This window comes from Micromonospora sp. NPDC005220, assembly GCF_040607895.1.
Classification (GTDB): Bacteria; Actinomycetota; Actinomycetes; order Mycobacteriales; family Micromonosporaceae; genus Micromonospora.
The window spans coordinates 14,955-27,071 of record NZ_JBEXHP010000083.1; the positions used below are offsets into that span (position 1 = coordinate 14,955).

Sequence of the window (12,117 nt, forward strand, 5' to 3'; positions counted from 1 at the left end):
CCACCCCACGGCGGTGCTCAGTTGTCCGCCCCCAGCGCCACCACCGGGCTGACCCGCGACGCCCGACGCGCCGGCAGCACCCCGGCCAGCGCGGTCAGCCCGACCAGCACCACGAAGAGCCCGGCCAGCGGCAGCGCCGGCGCGGTCAGCGGTGCATTGATCCCGAGGGTCTGGACCGCCAACCAGGCGTACGGGATGCCGAGCAGCAGGCCGATGGTCGCGCCGATCACCCCGTACAGGCCGGACTCGACGGTCAGCATGGTGCGCAGGCCGGTCCGGGACAGCCCGATCGCCCGGAGCAACCCGGACTCGCGTACCCGCTCCACCACCGAGAGCGCGGTCGTGGAGCCCACGCCGACGACAGCGATCAGCACGGTCAGGCTGACCAGACCGACAGCGATCCAGACCAGCGTGCGTACCAACGCGTCGTTGCGGTCCCGTTCGTCGGCGAGCACCGCGAGGCCCACCCCGTCGCTGCCCCCGATCGCCTGCCGCAGCGCCCGCACGCCGGCGGTGCGACCCTCCTCGCCGGCGCCGGCCGCGTCGGCCAGCAGACCGGTGTACGCGGCCGGCACGCCGAGCCGGTCCAGGTCGGCGGAATCGGTGAGGATGCCCGCGTGCAGCGGCCCGTCCCCGGGCAGCACCGCGGCCACCCGCACCTCGACCCGGCTGGTGCCGACGGCGAGCGTCACGGTGTCGCCGGCCCGCAGACCCGCGTCCCGCGCGACCCAACTGTTCAGCACGATCCGGCCGGGGCCACGATCGGCCAGGCTGCCCTGGGCCACGTCCAGGTCCCCGGTACTCGGCAACGCCGCCAGGTCCAGGTCGCTGGTCGGATAACCGGACTCCACGTCGCCGAGCTTGTCCACGCCGCGTAGCAGCGTGGCGTCGTCGACCCTCCGGTACGGCACCACCCGGGCCAGCGCGCCGTTGGCCGCCTCGGCCCGGCTCACCACGGCCGGCGGCAGCGTCCCACCGTTGCTGGTGACCTCGAAGTCGGTCGGGGCGGAGAGCGCCATCTCGCGGTCGGCGAGCATCTGCAACGACGCGCCGCCGATGACCACCCCGGAGATCAGGGTCACGCCGAGGGCGACCACGACGGAGACCGCGGCCGCCCGCCGCGGTGCCCCGCCGATCCCGCCGACCGACATCCGCCCGAGCGGCCCGAGTTGGCGCAGCGGCCAACCCACCACGGCCAGCACCGGGCGCACCAGCAGCGGGCCGAGGGCCACCAGCGCGAAGAACGCCAGAGTGCCGGACCCGACCAGCAGGAGCAGCGGCATCGAGGGGTCGTAGTTCAACTGCTCCGGCTTCGGCAACTGGCTGACCGTCGCGACCGCCGCCAGGACCGCGCCGACGGCCAGGAGCAGCCCGAAGACCAGACGTGGCACCCCGATGCCGCGCCGGCCGGCGGTGGTGCTCGCCGTGCGCAGTGCCTCCAGCGGGGGGACCCGGGCGGCCGAGAGCGCCGGTGCCAGCACGGCCAGCACGGTGATCACGACGGCGCCGATCACCACCGTGACCGCCGCCGCCAGGGGCAGGCCCGGTGCGGAGACCGCGTGGCCGGCGGCACGCAGGATCGCCGGCAGCGCGTACCCGAGGGTGAGGGCGCTGGCCACCCCGACGACGCCGGCGACCAGCCCGGTCAGGGCTCCCTCGGCGGTCAGGGCCGCCACCAGGGTGGCCCGACTGGCGCCGACCGCCCGCAGCAGCGCGAGCTGCCGCATCCGCTGGGCGAAGACGATGCGGAAGGTCGAGGTCACCACCAGCGCGGCGGCGGCGACCGCGATGGAGACGAAGATGCCGACCAGGACGAAGAGTCTCCCGACCTCCTCGGCCGCCGCGTTGGCCTCGGCCTCGCGTACCTCGGCGCCGGAGCGGATCGGCTGGCCGGCGACCGCCGCGGTCACCCGTTGGCGGACCGCGTCGGTCGAGGCGCCGGGTGCCACCCGCAGGTCGACGCGTTCCACAGTCGTCAGGCGCGCCCAGGCGATCACGGCGCTGTCCGGGGCGTACGCGTCATAGCCGGCGTCGGCGGCGGTGTCCACCACGCCGGTCACGGTGAGTGGGGCGGGCGTGGTGAGTTCACCGCCGGTGCCACTGGTGGTGGTGCCGACCGAGAGCCCGAGCCGTTCCGCGGTGCGCGGCGTGATCGCGATCTCGCCGGGTTGGTCCGGGTAGCTGCCCTCGATCACCCGGACCGTGGTCAGCGGGCCGGTGCCCGGATCGGACTGGAGGTTGAGGTACCCCTCGCCGACGGAGACCCCGGTCGAGACCCGGGCCAGCGCCTCGGCCACCCCGGGCACGGCCCGGATCTGCCGCACGTCGTTCACTGTGGGTGGCGGCTCGCCGGGGCTGCCGATCACCAGGTCGGTGGCGGCCGGGGTGCCGCTGAGGTTGTCCCGCACGGTCCGTTCGGTGATCTGTTGCACCAGCACGGTGCCGAAGACGACGAACGACGCGACCAGGATCGCCAGGCCGGTCAGGATCAGCCGGCCGGGCCGCCGGGCGGCGGCGGTCGTCTGGGTACGCAGCACTGTCGCCCTCATGCGCGGGTCGCCAGGTCACGCAGGGCGTCGGTGACCGACACCTGGTCCGGCTTGTCGATCTCGCCGGCCAGCCGCCCGTCGGCGAGCAGCACCACCCGGTCGGCGTACGCGGCGGCGATCGGGTCGTGGGTGACCATGACGACGGTCTGGCCGAGGTCGCGTACCGAGTCGCGCAGGATGCTGAGCACCTCCGCGCCGGAACGGGAGTCGAGGTTGCCGGTCGGCTCGTCGGCGAAGACCACCTCGGGCCGGGCCACCAGCGCCCGGGCCAGCGCCACCCGCTGCTGCTGGCCGCCGGACAACTCGCTGGGCCGGTGGTTCAGCCGGTCGCCGAGGCCCAGCACCCGCACCAGGTGGGCGAGGAGTTCGGCGTCGGGCTGCCGACCGGCGAGGTCCAGCGGCAGGGTGATGTTCTGCGCGGCGGTGAGCTGCGGCAACAGGTTGAACGACTGGAAGACGAACCCGATCCGCTCCCGGCGTACCCGGGTCAGGGTCCGGTCCGACTGGCCGGTCAGCTCCGTGCCGCCGAGCAGAACGCGACCGGAGGTGGCCGTGTCGAGGCCGGCGAGGCAGTGCATCAGCGTCGACTTGCCGGATCCGGACGAGCCCATGATCGCGGTGAACTCGGCCCGGCCGAAGCCGACCGAGACCCCGTCCAGGGCACGGACGGCGGTGTCGCCGCTGCCGTACACCTTCACCAGGTTGACCGCGGCGACCGCGGCGTGGCTGGTCTCCGGCGGGGCATGGGTTGTCATCGTTCCTCCAGTGGCTGTGTGGTGACCCGGGAAGCCTCGCCGCCACCGACGGGTGGGCGCATCGGCCCGGGGCCGGGTATCACCGTCGCCGGGTCTGCCTTTTGGCCGATCTGCCACCTCCGTCCGGTTGGCTACGCTGGGTCATCATGAGCGCGCCGGATCTTCGACGTTTGTGGGTACGCCTGGCCCAGGCGGCCGGGCTGGTGGCCTTCGGCCTGCTCGCATTCTTCGACTTCGCGGCCAGCACGGCGGATGGACGCGGCATCGCCGCTCTCGTGCTCCTGCTGGTGCCGATGGGGTTGGCGGTGGCGACCGTGCCACTCTGGCTGCCAGTGCACCGGCCGGGTTCCCGGCGGCTGCCGGTGGCCGCGCTGACCCTCGCCACTGCCTCACTGGCCGTGACCGCAGGGGTGGTGCTCGTCACCGGCGGTGGCCTCCTGCCCGCCCGCACCTGGGGGCTCGCCGAGTCGGCCGGGCTGATCGGCGTGGTCTTTGTGGTGAGCCGGTGGGGCGCGCCCCGGCTCGCCCCGTGGGCGGCGGTGGCCGCCGGGCTCGCCGTCGCCGCGATGCCACTGCGCGTCGGCACCGATAACCTGCTGGTGATCTTCGGCCTGCTCCAGGTGCTCGGCGCGGCCGGCGCCGCCGGGGTGGGGCTCTACCTGCGCGTCGTGGCCGCCGGTCGGGAGCGGGCCATCGCGCTGGTGCGGGCCGAGCAGCGCGCTGAGTTCGCCCGCGACCTGCACGACTTCATCGCCCACCACGTCACCGGCATCGTGGTGCAGGCGCAGGGCGCCCGGTTCGTCGCCGAGCAGGACCCGCAACGGGTGATCGTCGCCCTGGAGCAGATCGAGCGGGCCGGTGCGGAGACGATGGCCTCGATGCGCCGGATGGTCGGGATCCTGCGCAACCCGGACGCACCGCCGGACGCGCCGCTGGCTCCGCTGGCCGGGGTGACCGAGCTGGAGCCGCTGCTCACCGGATTCAACGGCGCGGCGAACGCGCCGGCCCGACTGCACGTCGACGGCGACCTGAACGGACTGCCGGTGGAGGTCTCGACGTCGGCGTACCGGGTGGTGATGGAGGGGTTGACCAACACTCGTCAGCACGCGCCGGACGCGCGGTCAGTGGACGTGGCCGTGCGGCGTACCCCGGACTGGTTGCTGATCCGGGTCGCCGACGACGGCGCGTCGCCGCGCACCGCGCCGGCCCGGGGACACGGCTTCGGTCTGATCGGCCTCACCGAGCGGGTACGTGCCCTCGGCGGCACGATCACCGCCGGGCCCGGCGTCGCCGGCGGCTGGGTGCTCGACGCGGCGTTCCCGCTGCACGCGGCGGTGGCCCGGTGATCCGGGTGCTGATCGCCGATGACCAGGCGATGGTCCGGACCGGCTTCGGCATGATCATCGGAGCCCAGTCGGACATGGAGGTGGTCGGCGAAGCCGCCGACGGGGTGCACGCCGTCGAACTGGCTCGCCGGCTGCGCCCGGACGTGGTGCTGCTGGACATCCGGATGCCCCGCCTCGACGGTCTTGAGGCCCTGCGGCTGCTCGCCGGGCCGGGCGTCGCCGACCCGATCCGGGTGGTCGTCGTGACGACCTTCGACCTCGACGAGTACGTGCACACCGCGCTCGCCAACGGCGCCTGCGGCTTCCTGCTCAAGGACTCCGGCCCGGCCCTGCTGGTGGAGGCGGTCCGCGCGGCCGTGTCCGGCGACGCGCTGATCAGCCCCTCGATCACGGTACGGCTGTTGGAGCACCTCAGCTCCCCCGCCCCGGCGCGCGACGGCGGCGGCCTGTCACCACGGGAACTCGACGTGGTGAAGCTCGTCGCCCGGGGCCTGACCAACGCCGAGATCGCCAGCCAGCTCTTCATCGCCGTGGGCACCGTCAAGACCCACCTGGCGAGCGTGCAGATGAAACTCAAGGCCCGCAACCGGGTCGAGATCGCCGCCTGGGCCTGGGAACGCCGCCTCGTCGGCTGACGGGACCACGGCGCGACCAGCATTGGCATAACATCGTCAACAGTCGATGACTGGTCCGCTGCGGTGATCCGAAAGCGAGGCAAGCATCATGCGCGATCATCAGGTGCGCGGCGTCCGACCCAGAGCCGCCGCGCTGGCCGCGTGCGCGCTGGCGGTGACCCTGGTGGCCGCCGGTGCGACCCCGGCGTACGCCGCGGCGGACACCGAACGACCCACCGCACCCGGCCCGATCACAGTCGTCGCCGTCGACACCACCTGGATCGAGTTGACCTGGGCGGCCGCGACCGACAACGTCGGCGTGGTCGGCTACCCGGTCTCCGCGCGGTTCGAGGACACCGGCGCCCACTACTCGACCGACACCACGAGCATCCGGATCACCGGCCTGCGGCCGTCGCGCACGTACGTCTTCTCCGTCGCGGCGGTAGACGCGGCCGGCAACCGCTCGCTGTCCGACCCGACCCTGCGGGTGACCATGCCACCGGGAGACGACCAACCGCCCGGCGCGCCCGGCCAACCGGTCGCCTACGACGTCGCCGCCACGCTGGTGTGGCTGCGCTGGGCGCACTCGGTGGAGAATGTCGCGCTCGACCGGTACGAGGTGTTCCGGGTGGACGCCGGCGGCACACTGACCCGGGTCAGCGAGGTGTACCAGTACCCGCCACGCAACAGCACCCAGATCAGCGGGCTGACGCCGAACACCAGGTACACCTTCGTGGTGCAGGCCCGGGACGAGGCCGGGCACCTGTCACCCCTGTCCGTGCCGGTCACCGTGACCACGTTGCCACCACCGCCGAGCTGCGCCGTCCGGTCCACAGTGGCGCAGTGGCCCGACGGTCTGGTGGCACGCCTCCTGGTCACCAACACCGGCTCGACGGCGATCGACGGTTGGACGATGAGGTGGAGGTTCTACGCCGGCCAGCAACTGCGCAGCCTGTGGGGCGCCGAGGTGGTCGACCGCGACAGCAGCTACCTGCGGGTGCGCAACGTCCGCCACAACGCGCTGATCCCACCCGGCGGCACCGTGTCGCTGGGGTTCGTCGCCACCGGGTCGCAGACGCCGGAGGAGGTCACGCTCAACGGTGGCGTCTGCGTGGTGGCGGCTGAGTAACACTCGGGTACGAAGTCTGGCGCGCGCCGGGACATCTTGCGACGCTAACGCCTGTGTATGACTACGACCTGTTGGTGCTGGGTTCCGGACCCAGCGGTCAGAAGGCCGCGATCGCCGCCGCCAAGCTCGGCAGGCGGGTCGGCATCGTGGACCGCCGCGACATGATCGGTGGGGTGTGCATCAACACCGGCACCGTCCCCTCCAAGACCCTGCGCGAGGCCGTGCTCTACCTGACCGGCCTGAGCCAGCGGGACCTGTACGGCAGCAGCTACCGGGTCAAGGAGGAGATCACGGTCAGCGATCTGGCCGCCCGGACCCAGCACGTCATCACCCGACAGACCGACGTCATCCGCAACCAACTGGCCCGCAACCGGGTCGTCATGATCACCGGCACCGGGCGTTTCGTCGACGCCCACTCGATCTGGGTCGACGGCGGCTCCGGCCGCGAGTCCACTGTGACCTTCGACAAGATGGTCATCGCCGCGGGCACCCGCCCGGCCCGCCCGGACAGCGTCGACTTCGACGACCGGACGATCGTCGACTCCGATGGCGTCATCAACCTCCAGGCCGTACCCCGCAGCATGGTCGTGGTCGGCGCCGGTGTGATCGGCATGGAGTACGCCTCGATGTTCGCCGCCCTCGGCACCAAGGTGACAGTGGTGGAGCGCCGCGACCGGATGCTGGAGTTCTGCGACGACGAGGTCGTCGAGTCACTCAAGTACCACCTGCGCGACCTGTCCGTGGCGTTCCGCTTCGGCGAGGAGGTCGCCGCCGTGGAAAAGCACCAGACGGCGGCGTTGTGCATCCTCAGGAGCGGCAAGAAGGTCGTCGCGGACACGGTGATGTACTCGGCCGGCCGGCAGGGCCAGACCGACGACCTGGCACTGGAGGCGGCCGGGCTGGAGGCGGACCGACGCGGCCGGATCACTGTCGACGCCAACTACCGCACGCCGGTGGAGAACATCTACGCGGTTGGCGACGTGATCGGTTTTCCCGCGCTCGCGTCGACGTCGATGGAGCAGGGCCGGTTGGCCGCGCAGCACGCCTGCGGCGAGCCGATCCGGGAGATGCACGGCCTGCAACCGATCGGCATCTACACGATTCCGGAGATCAGCTTCGTCGGGCAGACCGAGGCGCAGCTCACCGAGAGCTCCACACCGTTCGAGGTGGGCATCGCCCGGTACCGGGAGTTGGCCCGGGGTCAGATCGTGGGCGACTCGTACGGCATGCTGAAGTTGCTCGTCTCCCCCGACGACGGCCGCCTGCTCGGGGTGCACGTGTTCGGCACCGCCGCCACCGAGATCGTCCACATCGGACAGGCGGTGATGGGCTGCGGCGGCACGATCGACTACCTGGTCGACGCGGTGTTCAACTACCCGACGCTGGCCGAGGCGTACAAGGTGGCCGCCCTGGACGCGTCCAACAAGATCCGCAACATCACCCGCATCGACGGCTAGTCACTACCCCCGACCTCGACGAGATCCGCGAGATGGGCGCGGTAGGTCGGGCAGGTCGAGATGTCGTCGTGTGCGCAGTTCAGCCCGGCCTCCACCACATCGAGCGCCGATCGCAGCGCCACAATCCTCTCGTGCAGCGCCCGCTGGTTGCGACGCAGCACATCCTTGCGAGCGGCCGGGTCGCGCGCGGCGAGGAACGCCCGGATGTCCGGCAGCGGCAGGCCGGCCTGTTTCGCGCGCAGGATCGAGGCCACCCGGAACAGGTCGTCTCGGGTGTAGCGACGACGGCCACCGGTAACGCGAGCCGGGCTCAGCAAGCCCACCGATTCCCAGTGCCGCAGCACGTGCGCTGGCAGGCCGAAGTGGTCGGCCACGTCACCGATCGTCAGCGGGCTTGACTTCATGTCGACATTAAGTCCGACGCTGGCGGGCATGTCCAGTCTTCTCGCTGTCCTCGATGCCATCGAGAGCGCACCCGCGGCCGTCGCACTGCGCGCCCGTTCCTACGAGTTGCTCGGCGACCTCACCGACCGAACCGTCGTCGATGTTGGCTGTGGCAGTGGCCGCGCCGTCGCCGAGCTGGCCGAGCGCGGAGCCCACGCGGTCGGCGTCGACCTCGACTCCGAGATGATCGCCGTGGCCCGGGAACGCTGGCCGGCCGGCGAGTTCCAGGTCGGCGACGCCACCGAACTGCCGCTGGAGACCGGCTGGGCCACCTACTACCGGGCGGACAAGGTGTTGCACGTGCTCGACGACCCGGCGCGAGCCGTGGCCGAGGCCCGGCGGGTGCTCGCACCGGGCGGCCGTGCCGTACTGCTCGGCCAGGACTGGGACCTGATCGCCGTCGACTCGGACCAGCCGGAAACCACCCGTCGACTGGTTCACGCGAAGGCGGACTCGCTGCCGTCGCCGCGCGTTGCCCGCAGGTTTCGCAACCTGCTGCTCGACGCCGGCTTCACCGACCCGACCGTCGAGGTGCACACCGCGGTGTTCACCGACCACACCGCGCTCGGGCTGTTAAAACGGATCACCGACGAGGAGACCTGGCTCGCCGAGCAGACCGAACGCGCCCAGGCGAACCGGATCCTCGTCGCCGTGCCGATGTTCCTCGTCGCCGCCCAGGCGTGACAGCGGACATCGATGAACCGCTCCGCCACCGATGTCGGTGCTGTCCGCTACGGTGCCGGCACTGTTGACACTGGAGGAAAGAGGCAGTGGTGGGCGCATCCGGGTGGAGCTACTTCGTCGCGTACCAGCCAGACCTGGACGCGGCCCTGGACGTCCTGCGGGACGATGTCTTCGCCGAGGGCGCGTACTGGTGGGCCCGGGGTGAGACGCCCAACTCGGCGAGCGACTATCCGAACCGTCCGGCCACCGTGGAGGAGCTGTTCAACGACGAATGGGTGCAGGAGTCGGGCACCCACTCCGTCCTCGACGTCTACCGAGTCCTGAACGAGGGCGAGCGGCCCGACTACGGCACTGTCGAGCCGGTGAGCGCCGCCGAGGCGTTGCGCCATGCCGGCACCGAGCGGCTCACCCGCGAGCATCTGGACGCGATCAAGGGGCTGGCCACGCGAAGCTGGTTCGGCCGCTGCGCGGTCCTGCACGATACCCAGGGCAAGCCGAACGAAATCTACTTCTGGGGCTCCTCCGGCGACTGACCACCCACCCCCGCGCCGTACGCCGCCCACCGGCTCGGACAGGCCCCGGTATCCCGTGGGAGGGGTGGTCCGCCGCGCTGCCCGATGCCAGAATTTCGGAATGCGACGCGCCATCGTCGGGCGGGACGAGGTGTTCGACCGGGCCTGGCGGCTGCTGAGCCGGCCCGGGCCGGTGCTTCTGGAAGGGCCGGCCGGCATCGGCAAGACCGAGCTGTGGCGGGCGCTTGTCGACCGGGCCACGGGCGCAAGATGGCTCGTGCTGAGCTGCGCGCCCACCGAGGCCGAGGCGGAGCTACCGTACGCCGCCCTGGCGGATCTGCTCCGTCCCCTCACCGACCAGGTCGCCGGGCTGCCCGGACCGCAGCGGGCGGCGGCCGAGGTCGTCCTTCTCTCCGGCGATGTCCACGAGCCGGTCGACGTCCGGGTGGTCGGGGCGGCGACCCGGTCGCTGCTGGAGACCGCGACGGCCGCGAAGACCCATTCCGGTGTGCTCGTCGCGGTGGACGACGCCCCCTGGCTGGACCGGCCCAGCGAGCGTGCCCTGCGGTACGCGCTGCGCCGGCTGACCGGCCTGGCCACCCTGGTGAGCCGGCGGCACGGTCGCGGCGCACCGGAGGCCGTACCACTCGGGCTCGACGAGGTCCGCGACGGTGGCCCGGCCACCCGGATCGAGGTGCCGCCCCTGGACGTCGGCGCGTTGCATCACGTTCTGCGCGACCACCTCGGCGTCACGCTCACCCGGCCGATGCTGGTCCGGGTGGCGCGCGAGTCCGACGGCAACCCCCTGCTGGCCATCGAGGTGGTCCGCGCGGTCCAACGCCTGCCGCGCCACCTCCCGGTACGTCTTCGTGGCCTGCTCACGCTGGTAGTCGGGCGACGAGGCGTACGCCGAGGACGGCACCGTCTTCGTCCGCCGGGGCGAGGTGTGGGCCTGCGTACGGCTGGTCCGCAGTGAGGATCCGGCCACGTACCGCAAGGCCCTGGAGGCCACGGCCCGTACGGCCGCCGGCCGGCTCTGAAAGGGCGGGGAGACGACGTGGTGACACCCGGGTCGCGGCGGCGGGCAATGGCCGCGCTGCTCACCGCAACCCTGCTGCTGACAGCCTGCGGGCGGGGGGACGCCGGTCCGACGCCGCCCCGCCCACCGGCCGGCGGCACGGATCAGCGGTACGGGGCCGCGCCCGCGCCCGACCCCGGGGTGACCTACCAGCCCGACGTGGTGTTCGTCGGCGGCGGAGGCGCGTCGGTGCGCGAAGTCTCGGCGGACGCGCTCACCTGGCGCCTCGATCCGGGTGCCGGTGGCGCGGACAGGCTGGCCCGGGGGAAGGTCATGTTCCTCACCGGCCGGGCGGTCGGGCGGGTGCTCGACGTCCGCCGTGACGGCGGCGACCTGGCGGTGACCCTGGGACCGGTGGACATCACCGACGTGATCCGGGACGGGACCTTCGCCAGCGACGGCCCGGTCTCGCTGGCGAACCCGACCCGGTACGACGCCGGCACACCGTTCTGGGCCGAATACGACGCGGCCACCGGAGGCGCCGGGGGTGGGGCCCCGACCACGCCGGTCGCCCTGCGGATGCCCGGTCCGGCGGCGGAGACCCGGCAGCGGCGTCCGGGGACCACGCTGCCCACGGAGGCTGTCGCCGCCAAGCGGCGGGTGGCCGGATTCGCCGTGACCCCCCATCTGCTGCGAGGGTGGGGTGGGTGCGCGGTTCAGCTACGACGGTGGCGGCATCCGCGTCGTGGGCACGGCGACGTTGCTGATGCGAAACCCCACCGCACGGTTCCACCTGGAGATCAGCGGCGCCACGGTACGCCGGGCCGAGTTGCGGATCGCCGGGATGGCCGGGCTGCGCATCGACATCGCGGGGGCCACCGACAGGCGACAGAACATCAACAAGCGCCTGCCCATCCCGCTGGACTTCAGCGTGCCGGTGGGTGAGATCCTCGGCGTGCCGTTCTCCGTCACCGCCAACCAGCTGATCGGTGTGCAGACGGCCTTCAGCGCCAAGGACGGCAACATCCGGGCGAGCGGCGAATGGTCGCTGGGTGGCTCGGTGGGCTTCGGGTACGCCGACGGCGCCTTCGGCGTCACCCAGCCCTGGAACCTCAGCGTCCGCAACAGCATCACGGACTCGATCAGCGGCCCGTCGGTCGGCGTGAACGGGATCATCGTCCACTACCAGGCGGCGTTCCGGGCCGGGCTGGGCGCGCTGGGCTTCACCGCCGGGCTGTACGCCACGGTCACCGCCACCGTGGGGCTGACCGTCGGCTCCGCCCTGGGAGCGCCGATCGCGCTGTGCCGCAGCACCCAACTCGGCCTGTACCTGGATTACGGCGTCGGGTACCGCATCCCCGCCGGGCTGGTGACGGCAATCAACGCCTTCCTGAATCTGATCAACGCCACACCGATCGAGGCGACGGCCGGCATCGGAAAGGTTGTCAACGTGTTCAACAAACTCGACATCCAGCCCGACAAGAAGATCTGCAAAACCTGACGCCCGCCCCGCCTCTCCCACCCCTCCCCCACCCCGTCGGCCCCGGTGATCAAGAGGTTTGCGTCATCGTCCCCGGCGGGTGGTGTCGCAAACCACTTGTTCACCCGC

Annotated in this window: 11 protein-coding genes; 8 read left to right on the forward strand and 3 right to left on the reverse strand. The window is 72.2% G+C overall.

Going from position 1 to position 12,117, the window contains the following annotated elements; genetic code table 11:
- Positions 1-17: 17 nt before the first annotated feature.
- Positions 18-2,549, reverse strand: coding sequence for an FtsX-like permease family protein (locus ABZU52_RS24325; protein WP_354973289.1), 2,532 nt, complete (start codon positions 2,547-2,549; stop codon positions 18-20).
- Positions 2,546-3,304 carry an ABC transporter ATP-binding protein gene (locus ABZU52_RS24330; protein WP_354973290.1) on the reverse strand — a complete coding sequence of 253 codons (759 nt, stop codon included), beginning with the start codon at positions 3,302-3,304 and terminating at the stop codon, positions 2,546-2,548. Before ABZU52_RS24330 ends, ABZU52_RS24325 begins: the two co-directional genes overlap by 4 nt.
- 146 nt (positions 3,305-3,450) lie before the next feature.
- On the opposite strand from ABZU52_RS24330, the gene ABZU52_RS24335 reads away from it, so the two are divergent.
- The 4 genes from ABZU52_RS24335 to sthA all read left to right on the forward strand — a co-directional run bounded on the left by ABZU52_RS24335 (position 3,451) and on the right by sthA (position 7,850).
- On the forward strand, positions 3,451-4,650 hold the full coding sequence (locus tag ABZU52_RS24335; protein WP_354973291.1) for a histidine kinase: 1,200 nt from the start codon (positions 3,451-3,453) through the stop codon (positions 4,648-4,650).
- Complete coding sequence (locus tag ABZU52_RS24340) at positions 4,647-5,285, forward strand: response regulator transcription factor (RefSeq protein ID WP_354973292.1); 639 nt, start codon at positions 4,647-4,649, stop codon at positions 5,283-5,285. Before ABZU52_RS24335 ends, ABZU52_RS24340 begins: the two co-directional genes overlap by 4 nt.
- An 88-nt stretch (positions 5,286-5,373) precedes the next feature.
- Positions 5,374-6,393 carry a cellulose binding domain-containing protein gene (locus ABZU52_RS24345; RefSeq protein WP_354973293.1) on the forward strand — a complete coding sequence of 340 codons (1,020 nt, stop codon included), beginning with the start codon at positions 5,374-5,376 and terminating at the stop codon, positions 6,391-6,393.
- A gap of 53 nt (positions 6,394-6,446) precedes the next feature.
- Positions 6,447-7,850 (forward strand): Si-specific NAD(P)(+) transhydrogenase, encoded by a 1,404-nt coding sequence (gene sthA / locus ABZU52_RS24350; RefSeq protein WP_354973294.1) that lies wholly within the window; start codon positions 6,447-6,449, stop codon positions 7,848-7,850.
- Here the strand turns inward: sthA and ABZU52_RS24355 are convergent.
- The gene (locus ABZU52_RS24355; protein WP_354973295.1) at positions 7,847-8,284 is read right to left on the reverse strand and encodes a MerR family transcriptional regulator; all 438 of its coding nucleotides are present in this window, start codon (positions 8,282-8,284) and stop codon (positions 7,847-7,849) included. The two genes, sthA and ABZU52_RS24355, sit on opposite strands and share 4 nt — an antisense overlap.
- Between ABZU52_RS24355 and ABZU52_RS24360 the strand changes: the two genes are divergently transcribed.
- The 4 genes from ABZU52_RS24360 (at position 8,283) to ABZU52_RS24375 (ending at position 12,009) form a co-directional block, all read left to right on the forward strand.
- Entirely contained in the window at positions 8,283-8,978 is a 696-nt protein-coding gene (locus ABZU52_RS24360) for a methyltransferase domain-containing protein (RefSeq protein ID WP_354973296.1), read from the forward strand. The genes ABZU52_RS24355 and ABZU52_RS24360 overlap by 2 nt on opposite strands.
- 89 nt (positions 8,979-9,067) lie before the next feature.
- Positions 9,068-9,511 (forward strand): hypothetical protein, encoded by a 444-nt coding sequence (locus ABZU52_RS24365; RefSeq protein WP_354973297.1) that lies wholly within the window; start codon positions 9,068-9,070, stop codon positions 9,509-9,511.
- Positions 9,512-9,611: 100 nt separating this feature from the next.
- Entirely contained in the window at positions 9,612-10,466 is an 855-nt protein-coding gene (locus tag ABZU52_RS24370; protein WP_354973298.1) for an AAA family ATPase, read from the forward strand.
- Positions 10,467-11,211: 745 nt separating this feature from the next.
- Positions 11,212-12,009 carry a hypothetical protein gene (locus ABZU52_RS24375; RefSeq protein WP_354973299.1) on the forward strand — a complete coding sequence of 266 codons (798 nt, stop codon included), beginning with the start codon at positions 11,212-11,214 and terminating at the stop codon, positions 12,007-12,009.
- Positions 12,010-12,117: the final 108 nt, after the last annotated feature.